A 16,454-nucleotide genomic window follows, 5' to 3' on the forward strand; every position below is an offset into this window, starting at 1 on the left:
AGCTCCTGCGCACGGCGTCGCTGGCTCGACCAGCCAGTACCGAAAGACGTTGTGCGGCAGGAGGTTCCGTCGTGATTCCTTCGTGACCGAGGTTCCTGGCGGTGGGTAACGATTCTCACACCGAAGGATTCCAATTTGATACGCGGCCCCGAGGTCACCGGCGAGGAAAACTACGGTTGCTCAGTGCGCCGTCGAACCGCCCTCCAACTTCCGCTTCTGCTGGCCGCGGGCGCGGCGCTGTCCACGTTGCCAAGCGCGGCCGCCGCGGATACGGGCAGGTGGACGGCCGAGCGTGCCAATGCCTGGTACCAGGCGCACGGTTGGCTTGTCGGTGCGAACTACATCCCCGCGAGTGCCGTCAATCAACTCGAGATGTTTCAGCAGGGCACATATGACCCGCGGAGGATCGATGACGAATTGCGCGTCGCCCGGTTGATCGGCTTCAACACCGTGCGGGTCTTCCTGCACGACCTGCTGTGGGTTCAGGATCGGGCCGGCTTCCAGCAGCGGCTGGCGCAGTTCGTCGCCATCGCGGCGAGTCGCGGCATCAAACCACTGTTCGTCTTCTTCGACTCCTGCTGGGACCCCTACCCGCGACTAGGTCCGCAACGTGCGCCAGTTCCGGGTGTGCACAGCTCGGGTTGGGTGCAGAGCCCCGGCGCCGAGCGTCTGGGTGACCCGAACTACGTCGGCGTCATGCAGAACTACGTCGCCGGAGTGATGACTCAGTTCCGTAACGATGACCGCGTGCTGGGTTGGGATCTGTGGAATGAACCCGACAACCCGGCACCGCAGTACCGCAAGGTGGAGCGGAAGGACAAGCTAGACCTGGTGGCGGCGCTGCTTCCGCAGGTGTTCCAGTGGGCGCGGTCAGTGAACGCGATTCAACCGTTGACGAGCGGTGTCTGGCAGGGGAGCTGGGATCCCGCGCAGCGCAGCAAGATCGCCGGAATCCAACTCGACAACTCGGACGTCATCACCTTCCACAACTACGGGAAACCCGATGAGTTCGAAGACCGGATCGCCGAACTCGAGCCGCTGGGCCGACCGATTCTCTGCACCGAGTACCTGGCACGCACCTTGGGCAGCACCATCGAGGGCTGCCTTCCCATCGCCAAGCGCCACAACGTCGGCGCCTACAACTGGGGCTTCGTCGCCGGAAAGACGCAGACGTACTTCCCGTGGGACTCATGGGAGCACCCCTACAAGGCACCTCCGAAGCCGTGGTTCCACGATCTGCTTCAGCCCGACGGTCAGGCCTACCGGGACGTTGAGATCCAGACGATCCACTCGCTGACCAGCGGGCAGGGCCAGACCTAAAGCGCCGCGACTACGGGGTTCCAACGCAGACGCCACCCGCGCATGCGCCCGCACCACCGGGTCCGGCGCCTGCGCCAGCGCCCGGTACGCCCACGGTAGCTCCGCCGGGTCCGGCACCGGCTCCGCCACCGGGCACACTCGCGGTGGCCCCACCGGGTCCGGCGCCAGCGCCCGTACCGCCTGGCACTTCTGCGGTAGCTCCGCCGGGTCCGGCACCCGCCCCTGGCGCAACCGTCGACGGTTCGCCGGGAGCCGGGGATTCGACGGGCGCAGGCGTGGTGGTGCTGGTGGTCGAAACCGACGTCGACGTCGAGGTGGACGTCGAAGTCGAGGTGCCGCTATCGCTTCCGCCGCAGGCCACGGTCAACGAACTCATGGCAATCGCCGCGGTCATTGCCGCAGCGAACGAGAAACGTCGGGGGATCCGGAGGTCGGTCATATTCGGTACTCACCTTCCTGATGCAGGACGCCTTCGTTGGCTGTCCTCATGCGTTCTACCCATTCAGTCCCAAGGTCAAGCATCCGTGGGCGTCAGGCGGTGGTGAACGGGTCGTGTTCGGCAAACAGCTTTTCCATCCGTGCCTCATCGAGGCGGACTCGGATGGTGGTTGTCTCTTGTTGGTCGCGAATGACCTTGGCCAGCGTGAACGAGCTCGCGACGAGGAAGAGCACCGTCATACCGAGGAACAGCCGCTGCCACGGGTCGAGCGGGAGGAAGTAGATGCCTCCGAGCGCGCCGAGGAAGCTCACACCGAAAGATATGCCGGCCTGAACGAAGAATGCTGCGGTGTTTCTGCGGATTTCGTTGAATGCGTTCATGAGATGCACTCTGCCGCCACATCGGCCACGTATAACTACTCAAATTCCAAAGCCGTTGTCACAGCGCCTATGTGCCCGTTCGATACCGTCCGTGCCTGGGGGCGGAGGAATAGCCTGGTGCAACGGGGCGTTCTTGGCCGCGGACGTCAACAGATAGGCATGCGCATGAAATTCGGGATCTCCACGTTCGTTACCGACGACGGCATCGACCCGGTGTCGTTGGCGCGAGCCATCGAGGAGCGGGACTTCGCCTCGTTGGTGATTGCCGAGCACACGCACATTCCGGCGAGCCGGAAGTCGGCCTACCCGATGGGTGGCGAGTTGCCGGACATCTACTACAAGACGCTCGACCCGTTCGTCACGCTCGCCGCGGCGGCCGCGGTGACGTCGAAGATCGAATTGTTCACAGGAATTGCGCTGCTGATCCAGCGCGATCCGATCACCACCGCGAAGGAGGCCGCGAGCATCGACCTGATCTCGGGCGGCCGATTCGTGTTCGGCGTCGGTGCGGGTTGGAACATCGAGGAGTTGGAAGACCACGGCACGGATCCGAAGACGCGTGGCGCACTGCTGGACGAGCGCATCGAGGCGATCAAGGCACTGTGGACCACCGACCCCGCCGAATACCACGGCAAGTTCGTCGACTTCGAACCGTCGTACAGCCGTCCCAAGCCGGTCCAGAAGCCGCACCCGCCCGTCTTCATCGGCGGCAACTCCGACGCCACCGTCAAGCGCGTGATTCGCCATGATGCGGGCTGGATCGCCAACCCGTTTCCGGCGGACCAACTGAGCAAGCGCATCGATCAGATGCGCGACGGCCTTGGCCACGACGTGCCGCTGGCGACATTTGGTACCCCGCAGGACCCCGACTACTGGCGTGCGCTCGAAGAGCTGGGCTTCGGCCAGGCGGCACTCCTGTTGCCCACCAAGCCGCGCGAGGAAACGTTGCGCCTGCTCGACGAATACGCCGCGCTAGTCGCTAAGTATCGCGGCTGACCTCGGTCCGGGCCTCGGTCACCAGGTCGAAGTCGTCACCGTACTGACCTGCGCCGGCGACGACGGCGCGCTCGACCAGTTCGGTGCTGCGGCGGTCGACGGCCACAACGCGATCGGTGCGCAGGTCCTTGTAGAGCGCCACGCATAGCAGCGCCATGACCACGACAAACGGCACGGCCGCGACGATCGTGAGGTTCTGCAGTCCGGTGAGCGCTTGGTCGCCGCCGCCGCCGATGATCAGCATGATGGCGCCCACGGCTCCGGTCAGCGCGCCCCAGAAGACGACGGTGCTGCGGCGCGGGTCGTGTGATCCGCGCTCGGAGAGCGAGCCCATGACGATCGACGCGGCGTCAGCACCCGACACGAAGAAGATTGCCACCAACACCATGACGAGCACCGTGGTGATGCCTGTGAGCGGCATCGTGTCGAGCAGCTTGAAGAGTGCTCCGGTGCTGTCGACGCTGCCGTCGGGACTGACCATGTCGCCAACGGTGCGCTGACGGTCAATCGCCGAGCCGCCGAAGATCGTGAACCACACGAGACTCACCAGGGTTGGAACGAGCAGAACTCCGGTGACGAACTGACGGATGGTCCGTCCGCGGCTGATGCGTGCGATGAACATCCCGACGAACGGCGTCCAAGAGACCCACCACGCCCAGTAGAAGATCGTCCAACCCGACAGCCAGGCCGCCAGTTCAGCGTCACCGTTGGCGTTGGTGCGCGTACTCATCGCCACGAAGTCCCGCACGTAGTCGCCCAGTGCGCTCGGAATCAGGTTGAGAATCAACAGTGTTGGGCCAGCGACGAACACGAACACCGCGAGTATCAGTGCGAGCACCATGTTGATGTTGGACAGCCACTGGATTCCGCGGGCGATGCCCGACACCGCGGACAGAATGAAGGCGACCGTGAGGATCGCGATGATCGCGACCAGAATCGGCGTCCCGGCAGTGCCGACCCAGCCGTTGAACTCCATGCCGTCGCCGATCTGCAGCGCGCCGAGGCCGAGTGACGCGGCCGAGCCGAACAGTGTCGCGAAGATCGCGAGGATGTCGATCACCTTGCCCGCCGGGCCATTTGCGCGGTCGCCGAAGAGCGAAGTGAAGGCGGCGGACAGCAACCCCGAACGACCCTTGCGATACATGCCGTAACCGATGGCGAGCCCGACCACGGCGTAGATCGCCCACGGATGCAGTCCCCAATGGAACATCGTGGTGGCCATCGCGGTCTGGAACGCCTCGTCGGACTGCGCCGCGCTGGTGCCCGGTGGTGGCGTCACGAAGTGGTTGAGTGGCTCGGCGACGCCCCAGAACATCAGGCCGATGCCCATTCCGGCGCTGAACATCATCGCGATCCACGACGTCGTGCGGAACTCGGGTTGTTCGTCGTCGGCACCGAGCGGGATGCGCCCGTACTTGCTGGCGGCCAGCCAGAGCACATAGATCACGAAGAAGCTCGCGGCGAGCACGAAGAACCAACCCAGCCCCTGGATGAGCGAGTCCTTGGTGTTGGCCGAAACGGTCGCGAGGCTGGGGGTGTCGATCAACCCCCACACCACGAAGGCGATCGACAGCGCGCCGGTGACTCCGAACACCACCCAGTCTCGACGAGGCTGGGCTTCGGCCGGTTCGACCCTGTTCACGATCGGTGCCAGCGGGTGGGGGTCAGTGGTTCCGGACTCGGCCGCCGCTGGAGTCGAATCCGGCGTGGCTGCGCGTTCGGGCGTATTGCTGGTGTCAAGCGACATGTCGATATCCCTCATGTGATGTGCCGGCTGTCCGGTTCATCGCCGGCGTTGCGTACTGCGCATCCGTTGCGTATTAGACAACATGATCTTGCTCAGTGCGTCATGAACGTGGAAACCCTGAGGTCGCCTCGCATGCGACCCGGGAGTACCCACGGTGAGGGCAAGCAAACAAGATTTCACACGGGCGACCAGGTCATGTGGCAGAAATGACCGCCTATCACGATCCAATTGGCATGGGGCTCTGACATTTTCGACGGTCCGACCCAACCCCTTCTCAAACGGGGCGTGCCGTGCGCTCAAGCTCCGCAGGGAGCCTGGCGCAAGCACACAGCGGACTTGGCTACGATCCAGACGCAACTGACATGTTTCGTAGCGCCGAGCTTTGAAGGGGAGTCCCGGAATGGCCGGTGTATGCCGCAGCCTGATGGTCCTATGCTCGGCGACGGCCGTGCTGTTTGCGACGGTGGTCGGCGCTGGGGCGGTCGCTCACGCCGACGACGTTGGCCTGCCCGGAGTTTCGCTGAGCACGACCTCAGGTGCGGCACTCCAGAACGGTGGCACCTACGGCATCGGCGCGGTCGTCATCGCGCACTTCGACGGACCCGTCGGTGACCGGCGCGCGGCCGAGCAGGCGCTCGGAGTGTCCACCTCGCCCCCAGTGGATGGGGCATGGCACTGGGTCAACGACCAGACGGCGCATTGGCGGCCCGCGCAGTACTACGAGCCCGGCACGGTGGTCACTCTCGAGAATCCGCCGACGACGTTCACCATCGGGGCTTCGCACGTGTCGATCGCCGACGACGCCACCAAACAGGTCAGCGTGTACGACGGCGGTGCGCTCGTGCGCACGATGCCCACGTCGATGGGCCGTGGCGGCACCGAGAAGGTGGGAAACACCACGCTCAGCTTTTGGACTCAGCCGGGGGTGTACACCGTGATGGACAAGAGCAACCCGGTCATCATGGATTCCTCGACCTACGGGCTGCCCATCAACTCTCACTTGGGCTACAAGGAGTCGATCCCCTACGCGGTGCGCATCAGCACCGACGGTGTGTACATGCACGAGCTCGACTCCACGGTGCCCCAGCAGGGCCACACCGATACGAGCCACGGCTGCCTGAACCTCAACCGCGACAACGCCTCTTGGTTCTACAACTTCTCGGTCCCCGGCGACGTCGTCGAAGTGCGCAACACCGGAGGCAAACCATTGCAGCTGTGGCAGAACGGCGACTGGAGCGTCCCGTGGGACCAGTGGGCGAACGGGTAGCACCAACGACGCGGTTGGACTCCACAGTCCAACCGACGCGTTACAGTTGATCCGTGCCGTCGCATTCCAGCGGCCCTTCGCGGCCCAAGCTGACGTCGCGCGGCGCCGCCACGCGCAGCCGGATCGTGGTTGCCGCCGCCGAGTTGATGCACGTCCGTGGGGTGGCCGCCACGACCATCGACGAGGTGCTGGCCGCCAGCGCCACGAGCAAGTCGCAGTTCTACCAACACTTCGACGACAAGTCCGACCTGGTGTACGAGGTCATCACGTTGCGCGCCGACGAGATCCTGTCGTGGCAGCGGCTGCGCCTGGAAAAGGTGGATTCATTTCGCGGGCTGTACCAGTGGCGTGACGCGATGGTGCAGCGGTGCACGCTGCGTCGGGGGCTGTGGGGTTGCGAGCTCGGGTCGTTGGCGGCGGAACTTTCCGACAGCGACGACAAAGCCCGGGTGTCGCTGGCCGAGCACTTCGCCGAATGGCGAGCGATCCTGGCGGCGGCGCTGGAACGGATGCGCGATGCCGGAGTCTTGAAGTCCGACATCGACGGACCTGCGCTGGCCACCGGACTGCTTGCGGCAGTCGAAGGCGGCTACCTGCTGTCGCAGACGGCCCACGATCCGCGGCTCATGCAGACCGCATTGAATTCTGCGATCGGACATATCATGTCATTTCGACCCGATGGCGCGACCTCGGCGGACTAACCGGTCAAACGGACTAACCGGTCAAGACGGACGGGGCGGGCCAGTCGAATGACTGGCTCGCCCCGTCCGTTTCGTGAATCAGTGGTTCGTGCCGGGGATGGCGGTAGGTGCCGGCGGGGCCTTCACCGGCGGGGTGAAGAGGTTGCCACCGGTGGGGTTGATGCTCTTCTCCGTCGGAGAAACGCTGGTGCTGGTCGGGGTGGTGGACGACGGGCCTCCGGTTTCGCCACCGCCGCAGGCGGTCAGGACGCCCATCGAGAGAGCGGCAGCGATGCCGACGCTGGCGGCGACGCGGCGGGTGAGCCGACGATTCATGTTGCAGTCCTATCTGTTCTGCTGGGGGAACTCGAGGTCAAACTAACTGAACTATATCGTCCAATAATGTGAAAGGTCAAGACAAATTCACTGCGACGAGGTACTCGATACACGCTGGAAACATGGCGCTCAGCAGCGGCTATCGCTCCCGCCTCGCTGGGCTCCCGGACCCGCGAGCTCCCGAAGCGGTTCACAAATAGGACGTGATGGTCCATCTCATCGCGGCGTCGCGGCCGGTGCAGGTCGACCCGGCCTGACCGGTTGCCTCAGCTGCCCAGGTGCGCGGCGAGGAAGCGTTCGACGACCCGGTACATGTCAATGAGGTTGTCGGGGTTGACGAATCCGTGCCCCTCGTCGTTCTTGACCATGTACTCGACCTCGACGCCACGCGCCCGCAGCGCCTCGACGAGATTGTCGGACTCGGCCTGAACGACGCGAGAGTCGTTGGCCCCCTGGATGACCAACAGTGGCGTGCGGATCTCGTCGACCTTCGTGATCGGCGACCGGGCCAACATGTCGGCCTCCTGTTCCGGGTCGGCGGGGTCGCCGACGAAGAGGTGCCAATTGTTGGCCAGGTGCGGCCTTGCGATCGCAGGGAGCGTGCGCATGAAGTTGGCAAGGCTCGAGATACCGACGTAGTCGATGGCGGCGGCGAAGAGGTCGGGTGTGAAGGTGACGCCGACCAGCGCCGCGTAGCCGCCGTACGAGCCGCCGAAGATCGCCACCCGGTCGGGGTCCGCGTAGCCCTGGGCGACGGCCCAGCCCACGGCGTCGACGAGGTCGTCGTGCATCTTGCCCGCGAACTCGCCGATGGCCGCCTTCACGAAGGCCTTGCCGTATCCGGTCGATCCGCGGAAGTTGACCTGCAGCACCGCATATCCGCGATTGGCGAGCAGCTGTACGTCGGGCTGAAAGCCCCATCTGTCCCGTGCCCACGGGCCACCGTGCACGAGTAGCACCAACGGCAGCCCTGCCGGCTCGACTCCGACCGGCAACGTCAGGTACGAGTGCAGTTCGAGCCCGTCGCGCGCGGCGATCGTGACCGGCTGCATCGGCGCGAGCGCTTCGGGGTCGAGGTGCGGGTAGGGGCGGAAGAGCAGTCGGCTCTCACCGGTGGAGTGGTCGTAGTAGTAGGTGAATCCGGGTTCGCGATCGTGGGTGAAGCTGGCGACCCAGCGCTGTTGACTGTCGTCAGAGGACAGCCCGGCGAGATCGCCGTCGGACAGCGTCGTCAGGTGCTCGAGCACCGCGGCGAAGTTCGCGTCGAGTGCCTGGATCACCTGTCGCTCAGCGTGATAGCGCACGCCGAGCAGATCTCCGGTGCGGGTGCTGAGGATGAGCGGGGACGGCAGTCCGAGCTGCCCGCCGAGTTCGAACGTGGGGTGGCTGTCGACCACGGTCTCGACGCCGGTGGCCACGTCGAGCCGGACCAGGCGAGTCCGGTCGGTCCCACGGTTGGAGCCGAGCCACAGGCCTGTGCCGTCGGGGGTGACCACGATCGGATGGATGCCCAACGGGTAGTCGATGCCGTCGTAGGTGGCGATCGGACGCAACGTGCGCGTCGCCGCGTCCCATCTCGACAGTTCCACGTCGCCGTCGCCTGTCAGCGACATCGCGAAGAGCTCGCCCCCGCGGCCGGACAGCCAGCTGACCACCTGACCGGGGTTCTCGGCGAGCAGGCTGAGTTCGCCTGTCTCGATATCGAGTTCGTACACGTCCATCTGGTCGGGCCGCCGCGTGTTGAGCTGGACGATGGCCTTGCCGGGCCGGCCGGGGGCCAGCTCGAAGAACGCCTTCGCCCCGGGGAACGGGGTGAGGTCGACGGCAGCTGCGTCGGGGGCGTCGGGATCGACTCGGTAGATGTGCCAGTTCTCGTCGCCGTTTCCGTCCTGCAGGTACAGGAGCCACCGGGAATCGTCGGTCCACTGGTAGATGTACACGCTGCGGTTGTCGTCGGCGGTGACGCACCGCGGTTCGGCGTCCGAGTCAACCCCTTGCACCCAGATGTTGAGCCGGTCCTTCCACGGGGCCAGATATGCGAGCCGGGTGCCGTCGGGGGAGATCGTCGCGCCTGCCCGGACGGGCGAGTCGAACAGGTCTTCCACGGTGATCGAGTCGGGTCGTGGCATGAGGTTCCTATCGGGGTCGATGGGACGAGTTCGTCCCCCGCCCGAGGCAGAGCCTGGGCGTAAACGGTTGGCGGTATTGACTTTTGGTCTTCGGGTTAGGGAGTGACGGCCCCCCCGAGTCGACCGTTGGTGGCGTCTCGGATCGCCCGGTCGATGAGTGCCAGTGCCTCGTCAGGGGTGACGTCGCGGTGGTCCACGACGATCGCCCGGCTGACGTCCTCGTCGACGACGCGAAACGCGCCGGTGACGGCGGCAGCGGAGAGTCGGACCACCAGGTCGTCCTCGGTCAGCCGTAGCCGCTTGGCGACGACCGGAATCAGCCCCCGTTCCAACTCGTCGTGAACCATCAGGTACGCCGTGCGGAGCGCGGGCTCCGAGGTGGTCATCGTCGCGATCCGCATCGCCGCCACCTCGTCGTCGATGTCCTGTTGCGTCAGGGGATGTGCGACGACGTCGACGGCGAGGTGCTCGGCGAGGGCAAGCTCGTCCGGCCAGCGGTCCACGATGGCGAGGAATCGGTGCACCGACTGGGTGAGCACCGGTTCCACGCAGCTCTCCTTGGTCCGGAAGTACCGCCAGATCGTGCGCGTGGAAAGCCCTGCGGCAGCGGCGATGTCGTCACCGCTGGTGCCGGACACCCCGTGCGCCCAGAAGAGCTCGCAGGCGAGTCTGGACACCGCCAGCCGTTGCGCGTCGATGAATGGCCACCCTTCGATCCCTGTCACTTAGTGACAGTCGCGCCTCCACTATGTCACTAAGTGACAAGGTGCGTCAAGCGGGCCGGGCCGCCCGGATGGTAGGAACACCTCGTGGACACTGATCAGTTCTGGCGGGACGCGGACCGGCACGTGGTGCGGTACGGGTCATCCTTCGTACCCCGAATCATCAAGCGGGCCAGGGGAAGTTACGTGTACGACGAGGACGGTGTGGCGATCCTGGACTTCACGTCCGGACAGATGAGCTCCGTACTCGGGCATTCGCATCCCGACGTCGTTTCCACGGTCTCGACGGCGGTGGCGACTCTCGACCACCTCTACAGCGGGATGCTCAGCGCACCCGTTGTCGAGCTTGCGAGGGTGCTGTCGGCGACCTTGCCACCGGAACTGAGCAAGGTGCTGCTGCTCACCACCGGCGCGGAGTCGAACGAGGCCGCAATCAAGATGGCCAAGTTGTACACGGGCAAGTACGAGGTCGTGTCGTTCGATCGGTCGTGGCACGGGATGACCTCGGGTGCGTCGTCGGCGACCTTCAGCGCCGGACGGCGGGGTTACGGGCCACCGATGCCGGGGAACCTGGCGTTGCCGACTCCGAATGCCTACCGGTCGCCGTTCCGTAACTCCGACGGAACCTACGACTGGGCATCCGAATTGGACTACGGGTTCGCGATGGTGGACGCGCAATCCAGCGGGAGCCTGGCAGCGTGTCTCGTCGAGCCGATCCTGTCGTCGGGCGGCATCATCGAACCCCCTCCTGGGTACATGCGCCGGCTGGCGGACCTCTGCGCCGAGCGGGAGATGCTGCTGATCGCCGACGAGGCGCAGACCGGAGTCGGTCGCACCGGAACCATGTACGCCTTCGAGCGGGACGGGATCGTGCCGGATCTGCTCACGCTGTCGAAGACGCTTGGCGCGGGGCTCCCGGTCGCCGCCGTCGTCACCAGCGAGGAAATCGAAAGCGTCTGCTACGAACGAGGATTCCTGTTCTTCACCACCCACGTGTCGGATCCGCTAGCGGCCGCCGTCGCGCTGACGGTGCTCGCGGTCGTCGACCGCGAGCACCTCGTCGCAAGGGCCGAGCAGCTCGGTCGACGACTCACGGAGCGGCTGAACGACTTTCGGGATCGGTACGAACAGGTCGGCGACGTCCGCGGGCGTGGCCTGCTGCAGGGCCTCGAGTTGGTGCTCGACAAGACCACCAAGGAGCCTGCGGACAAGCTGGGCGCCAGCGTCACAGCGGCCTGCCTCGAGCGCGGTCTGCACATGAACATCGTCCAGCTGCCCGGGATGGGAGGCATCTTCCGCATCGCGCCTCCATTGACCGTCAGCGACGCCGAACTGGCTGCCGGGCTCGACATCCTCGACGATGCGCTCGCTGCCGAGCTCCGGTGAAGTTCAACGGGCCACGCTGTACGCGCTCTCGTCGGTGCCGAACCGCAACCCGGTGGCGTCCCTGCCGACCAGCGTGAGCACTGCGACGGCGATGAGCACGGGCACGACGGTGGCCACCAGCGCGAACGGATACGAGTGGGTGGCCGCCAGGTGCTCCTGGATCGGGAGGTTGAAGGCGGCCAGCAGGTTGCCCAACTGGTAGGTCACGCCTGGATAGAAGCCGCGAATCGCGTCGGGCGACATCTCGGTCAGGTGCGCGGGGATGACGCCCCACGCGCCCTGCACCGCAACCTGCATCAGGAATGCGCCCAAACACAGCATCGCCGCCGTATGCGACAGCGCGAACAGCGGCACGATGGGCAGCCCCAGCACGGCGCAGAAGACGATCACGTAGCGCCTGCCGAAGCGCTGCGACAAGGTACCGAACGTCAGTCCGCCGATGATGGCGCCAACGTTGTAAATCACCGCGATGAGCTTGGCCGTCTCGGGCGACAGCCCGGCCCCGCCGCTGTGGGTGGCCTGCAGGAACGTCGGATAGACGTCCTGCGTGCCGTGGCTCATCCAATTGAAGGCGGTCATCAGGACCACCAGGTAGACGAACCGCCGCACGATGACCGGATTGACCATCACGTCGCGAATCCTGGTGCGGGTCAACCGCATCCGGTCCTGCGCGGCCTCCCACACCTCCGACTCCCGCACTCGGGACCGGATGATCAGGCTGATCAACGCCGGGATGATCGAGAGGCCGAACAGCCAGCGCCACGACAGGTCGAGCCAGTCGACGATCACCAGTGACGCGACCGTGGCGAGCAGGTAGCCCATCGAATAGCCCGCCTGCAGCAGACCCGAGAAGAACCCGCGCCGTTCGACGGGGATCTTCTCCATCGCCAGCGCCGCGCCGAGGCCCCACTCGCCACCCATGCCGATGCCGTACAGCAGGCGCAGGATGATCAGAACCGTGAAGTTGGGCGCGAAGGCGCAGAGGAAACCGACGATGGAGTAGAAGACGACGTCGACCATCAACGGGATCCGTCGGCCCACCCGGTCGGCCCACAGGCCGAACAACAGCGCCCCTACCGGCCGCATGAACAACGTGGCGGTGGTGAGGAACGCGACCTCGGTGGTGGAGATGCCGAACGTCTTGGCGATGTCCGCGTAGACCAGCACCACGATGAAGTAGTCGAACGCATCCATCGTCCAGCCCAGCTGGGCAGCCATGAACGAGTTGCGCTGGTCTGACGTCAACGCCGTAGTCGCCACGGATGGGGCATGCCCCGCGACGGTCGGTCAGTACCTGCCAGCTTCCTGTCAATTCAGCACCACCGCGGCGTCGGCGACGAATAGGGGTTGAAGTCCGCCGATTTCGTTTACCCGGCTGGCGGCACGGGTTGGAGGAGGACGGAAATGGCAAGGTCCAACGAATACACGGGTGAAACATGTGCCTGCGGGCACGAGAAGTACTTTCGCGTGGTCAAGATCGGCAGTCGCCCCGAGGCCCGACGGGGGCCGTCCTGCTGGTACGACGACTGCCCGCAGCACCTAGTCCAATCGTCCGGCGTCCACCAGCCGTAGCACCGCGGCGCCTTCCTCGTCGGACGCCTCCAGGTCGACTTCGACGACGAAGCCCCAGTCGTGGTCGCCCGCCGGATCGTCGAGGATCTGCCGCACCTGCCACTGGCCGGGCTGCCGGTCGATGATCAACAGCGCGGGGCCGCGGGCGTCGGCGCCGGTACCCACGTCGTCGTGTTCGGCGAAGTACGCGGCCCCAAGCTCGGCCCAGCGCTCCGACGTCCACCCCGACTCGGAGTCCAGCTCGCCCAGGTCATACCAGCGCCGCCGCGCAAACAACTCGACCCGCCGGAACAAGGCGTTGCGGACCATGGCGGTGAACGCCCGCTCGTTGCCGGTCAGCGGGCGCGGGCGGGCCGGTACTGCGGCCGGCGTGAGGGGAGAATCCTCGGGATTGGTGAGCTGCTCCCACTCGTCGAGTAGGCTCGAATCCACTTGGCGGACAAGCTCACCGAGCCACTCGACGACGTCGGTGACCTCCTCGGTGCGCGCGGCCGCCGGGACTCCGGACCGCAGTGCCTTGAAGGCGTCGGACAGGTAGCGCAACACGGCGCCCTCGGAGCGGGTCAGGCCGTAGACGCTGACGAACTCACGGAAGGTGAATGCGCGCTCCCACATCTCGCGCACGATGGACTTCGGCGAGAGCGCACCGTCGGCGGCCCACGGATTGCCCTGCAGGTACACGTCGAAGACGTGTCCGAGTAGCTCCTCCAGCGGCTTGGGATAGGTGACGTCGTCCAACAACTCCATGCGCTGGTCGTACTCGATGCCGTCGGCCTTCATGGCGGCGATCGCTTCGCCCCTGGCTTTCTTCAGCTGTGCGGCGAGGATCTGGCGGGGATCCTCAAGTGTGGCTTCGATGACCGAAACAACGTCCAGCGCATGGCTTTCCGAGTCGGGGTCGAGCACGTCGATCGCGGCGAGCGCGAACGTGGACAGTGGCTGGTTGAGCGCGAAGTCGGGCGGCAGGTCGACGGTCAGTCGGTAGCGGACGGGGCGAGCGGAGCGACGGGAAATGAACGTGCCGTCGGGCGTATGGGAATCTTCAAGCCGCTCCAGAACACCGGCCTGGAGCAGCGAGCGGGCGACGCCAACCGCCTCGCGGATGTGCTGAAGTTGCCGCTTGCGCGGCTCGTGGTTTTCGGTGAGCAGCCGGCGCATCGCCACGAACGGATCGCCAGGCCGGTCGACGACGTCGAGGATCATCGCCGTCGACACCCGCATGTTGCTCGTCAACGGCTCGGGGGCGGCCTCGATCAGCCGCGTCATGGTCGACTCACTCCACGGGACCATGCCCTCGGGGACCTTGCGGCGCACTAACTTTCGGCGCTTCTTCGGATCGTCGGCGACCTTGGCGAACTGTTTGAGGTTCTCCACCTCGTGGTCGGGCGCCTGTACGACGACGGTGCCCGCGGTGTCGTAGCCGGCCCGTCCGGCCCGGCCTGCGATCTGGTGGAACTCGCGGGCCTGCAACATCCGGGTGCGAACGCCGTCGTACTTCGACAACGCCGAGAAAACGACGGTCCGGATCGGCACGTTGATGCCGACGCCGAGGGTGTCGGTGCCGCAGATGACCTTGAGCAGGCCTGCCTGCGCCAGCTGTTCCACCAGCCGTCTGTACTTGGGCAGCATCCCGGCGTGGTGCACGCCGATCCCGTGTCGGACGAGTCGCGACAGCGTCGTTCCGAAGGCCGAAGTGAAGCGGAATCCTCCGATGGCGTCGGCGATCGCGGCCTTCTCCTCCTTGGTGCTGACGTTGACGCTCATCAGCGCCTGCGCCCGCTCCAGCGCGGAGGCCTGAGTGAAGTGGACGACGTAGATCGGCGCCTGCTTTGTGTCGAGCAGGTCGCCGATCGTCTCGTGCATCGGCGTCGTCGCGTAGTAGTAGTGCAGCGGAACCGGGCGTTCGGCATTGGCCACCAGGGCCGTCATGCGGCCGGTGCGTCGGGTGAGGTCCTCGCGCAGGAACGTGACGTCGCCCAGCGTCGCCGACATCAGCAGGAACTGTGCCTTCGGCAACTCGAGCAGCGGCACCTGCCAGGCCCAGCCGCGGTCGGGGTCGCCGTAGAAGTGGAATTCGTCCATCACCACGAAGCCGATATCAGCATCGGCACCCTCGCGCAGCGCGATGTTGGCCAGCACCTCCGCGGTGCAGGCGATGATGGGCGCCCCCGCGTTGACCGACGCGTCGCCGGTCAGCATTCCGACGTTGACCGCGCCGAACACGTCGCACAGCGCGAAGAACTTCTCACTGACCAGGGCCTTGATCGGCGCGGTGTAGTAACTGCGCCTGCCCGCGGCCAGCGCCGCGTACAACGCGCCCGTCGCCACCAGCGACTTCCCGGAGCCCGTCGGCGTCGCGAGGATGACGTTCGCGCCGCTGACCAACTCGATCAGCGCCTCCTCCTGCGCCGGGTACAGCACGGTGCCTGCGGCCTCGGCCCATGCGGCGAACGCGGCGAACAGCTCGTCGGGATCGGCGCCGCTGGTACGCAGGGCGGAGAGGTCGTTCGGGTCGTCGAGCAGGGCGAGGGCGGTCATGGTTAACAACAGCGTGCCTGATGGGCGCGGTAACGCCGACGGCGCACCGGGCGATCAACCTTCCGTCGGAGGGAACTCATCGTGATTCGTCGTATTGGACTGGCCGTGCTGACGGTAGGCATGACGCTGGCCGGATTCGCCAGCGGTACCGCCTCGGCCGCACCGGAGTGCGCCGACTTTCACTGGATCGGCGCTGCGGGATCGGGTCAGCGCGACGCAGCGGGCCTGACCGCCAACGGTGGCATGGGCGGCGTCGTCTACCAGTCCTATCTGCAGTTGCGCTCCGACCTGGCGGCCAGCGGGCGCACCATCGACGCCGAGGCGGTTCAATACCCCGCAGCGCCGGTACCCGTGGAGGGCGGGCTTGGCGGCTGGATGGGGTTCATGGACAGCGTCAAGGCAGGTACCGACGCCACCGCCCAGCAGTACGAGACGTTCACGCAGCGGTGCCCGAACACCAAGGTGGTGCTTGCCGGCTACTCGCAGGGCGCCATGGTGATCCACCGCAACCTTCACGACCTGGCCGACGACCCGCACGTGGCCGCTGCCCTGCTCATCGCCGACGGCGACCGACTGCCCGTCGACAACACGATCAACATGGGGTCGACGGCGTCGGGTTCGACGGTTTCAGGGCCCAGTGCACTACCCGGCAAGGGCGTCGCTCAAGAGCACTCGTTCCTGGCGTCGGCCCCCACCGCGAAGCTGCCGCCGGAGATCGGCGCGCGCACTTTGAGCGTCTGCGACGTGGGCGACCCGGTCTGTGACTACGACGCCAAGGCGGATTCGGGCACGCCGTCGCCTGCCGCCATCGCGATCCACACGTCGTATGCACCCGCGGCCAGCGGTGGACACGCGTGGGGCGCGCCGTTGTACTACCTCGTCACCTACGCGAGTTCGGCGCCGACGTCTGCGACGGAACTGAGCGCTTACGGCGCCTGACGG

At 66.0% G+C, this 16,454-nt stretch carries 13 protein-coding genes and 1 pseudogene; 6 read left to right on the plus strand and 8 right to left on the minus strand.

Annotated features, from left to right (window positions below):
* Window positions 1-183: 183 nt before the first annotated feature.
* Entirely contained in the window at window positions 184-1,320 is a 1,137-nt protein-coding gene (locus tag SLQ30_RS04980) for a cellulase family glycosylhydrolase (RefSeq protein ID WP_319448807.1), read from the plus strand.
* A 10-nt stretch (window positions 1,321-1,330) separates the two neighbouring features.
* Here the strand turns inward: SLQ30_RS04980 and SLQ30_RS04985 are convergent, their stop codons facing one another.
* Both SLQ30_RS04985 and SLQ30_RS04990 read right to left on the minus strand, forming a co-directional pair.
* Window positions 1,331-1,759 (minus strand): hypothetical protein, encoded by a 429-nt coding sequence (locus tag SLQ30_RS04985; protein WP_319448806.1) that lies wholly within the window; start codon window positions 1,757-1,759, stop codon window positions 1,331-1,333.
* A gap of 92 nt (window positions 1,760-1,851) precedes the next feature.
* Window positions 1,852-2,139: a YiaA/YiaB family inner membrane protein gene (locus tag SLQ30_RS04990; protein ID WP_319448805.1), complete on the minus strand. Its 288-nt coding sequence runs from the start codon at window positions 2,137-2,139 to the stop codon at window positions 1,852-1,854.
* A 165-nt stretch (window positions 2,140-2,304) separates the two neighbouring features.
* On the opposite strand from SLQ30_RS04990, the gene SLQ30_RS04995 reads away from it, so the two are divergent.
* Window positions 2,305-3,135: an LLM class F420-dependent oxidoreductase gene (locus SLQ30_RS04995; protein WP_319448804.1), complete on the plus strand. Its 831-nt coding sequence runs from the start codon at window positions 2,305-2,307 to the stop codon at window positions 3,133-3,135.
* Here SLQ30_RS04995 and SLQ30_RS05000 read toward each other — a convergent pair.
* Window positions 3,119-4,882: a BCCT family transporter gene (locus SLQ30_RS05000; RefSeq protein ID WP_319448803.1), complete on the minus strand. Its 1,764-nt coding sequence runs from the start codon at window positions 4,880-4,882 to the stop codon at window positions 3,119-3,121. The two genes, SLQ30_RS04995 and SLQ30_RS05000, sit on opposite strands and share 17 nt — an antisense overlap.
* Before the next feature lie 514 nt (window positions 4,883-5,396).
* Between SLQ30_RS05000 and SLQ30_RS05005 the strand changes: the two are divergent.
* Both SLQ30_RS05005 and SLQ30_RS05010 read left to right on the plus strand, forming a co-directional pair.
* A pseudogene (locus SLQ30_RS05005) lies at window positions 5,397-6,149 on the plus strand (L,D-transpeptidase); the annotation flags it as partial.
* A gap of 53 nt (window positions 6,150-6,202) precedes the next feature.
* Complete coding sequence (locus SLQ30_RS05010; RefSeq protein ID WP_319448802.1) at window positions 6,203-6,850, plus strand: TetR/AcrR family transcriptional regulator; 648 nt, start codon at window positions 6,203-6,205, stop codon at window positions 6,848-6,850.
* Between the two features lie 78 nt (window positions 6,851-6,928).
* Here SLQ30_RS05010 and SLQ30_RS05015 read toward each other — a convergent pair whose 3' ends face one another.
* The 3 genes from SLQ30_RS05015 to SLQ30_RS05025 form a co-directional block, all read right to left on the minus strand.
* Window positions 6,929-7,165: a hypothetical protein gene (locus SLQ30_RS05015; protein WP_319447659.1), complete on the minus strand. Its 237-nt coding sequence runs from the start codon at window positions 7,163-7,165 to the stop codon at window positions 6,929-6,931.
* Window positions 7,166-7,431: 266 nt separating this feature from the next.
* Window positions 7,432-9,294, minus strand: a complete 1,863-nt coding sequence (locus tag SLQ30_RS05020) for a S9 family peptidase (RefSeq protein ID WP_319447658.1) — start codon at window positions 9,292-9,294, stop codon at window positions 7,432-7,434.
* Window positions 9,295-9,389: 95 nt separating this feature from the next.
* Window positions 9,390-10,010 (minus strand): TetR/AcrR family transcriptional regulator, encoded by a 621-nt coding sequence (locus SLQ30_RS05025; RefSeq protein ID WP_319447685.1) that lies wholly within the window; start codon window positions 10,008-10,010, stop codon window positions 9,390-9,392.
* A gap of 93 nt (window positions 10,011-10,103) precedes the next feature.
* On the opposite strand from SLQ30_RS05025, the gene SLQ30_RS05030 reads away from it, so the two are divergent.
* Window positions 10,104-11,402, plus strand: coding sequence for an aspartate aminotransferase family protein (locus tag SLQ30_RS05030; protein ID WP_319447657.1), 1,299 nt, complete (start codon window positions 10,104-10,106; stop codon window positions 11,400-11,402).
* Between the two features lie 3 nt (window positions 11,403-11,405).
* Here the strand turns inward: SLQ30_RS05030 and SLQ30_RS05035 are convergent, their stop codons facing one another.
* Window positions 11,406-12,662 (minus strand): MFS transporter, encoded by a 1,257-nt coding sequence (locus SLQ30_RS05035; protein WP_319447656.1) that lies wholly within the window; start codon window positions 12,660-12,662, stop codon window positions 11,406-11,408.
* Between the two features lie 279 nt (window positions 12,663-12,941).
* On the minus strand, window positions 12,942-15,512 hold the full coding sequence (locus SLQ30_RS05040; RefSeq protein ID WP_319447655.1) for a DEAD/DEAH box helicase: 2,571 nt from the start codon (window positions 15,510-15,512) through the stop codon (window positions 12,942-12,944).
* 81 nt (window positions 15,513-15,593) lie between these two features.
* Here SLQ30_RS05040 and SLQ30_RS05045 point away from each other — a divergent pair, with 81 nt between their 5' ends.
* Window positions 15,594-16,451, plus strand: coding sequence for a cutinase family protein (locus SLQ30_RS05045; protein WP_319447654.1), 858 nt, complete (start codon window positions 15,594-15,596; stop codon window positions 16,449-16,451).
* Window positions 16,452-16,454 lie beyond the last annotated feature (3 nt).

This window comes from Mycobacterium sp. RTGN4, from assembly GCF_033804635.1.
GTDB lineage: Bacteria > Actinomycetota > Actinomycetes > Mycobacteriales > Mycobacteriaceae > Mycobacterium.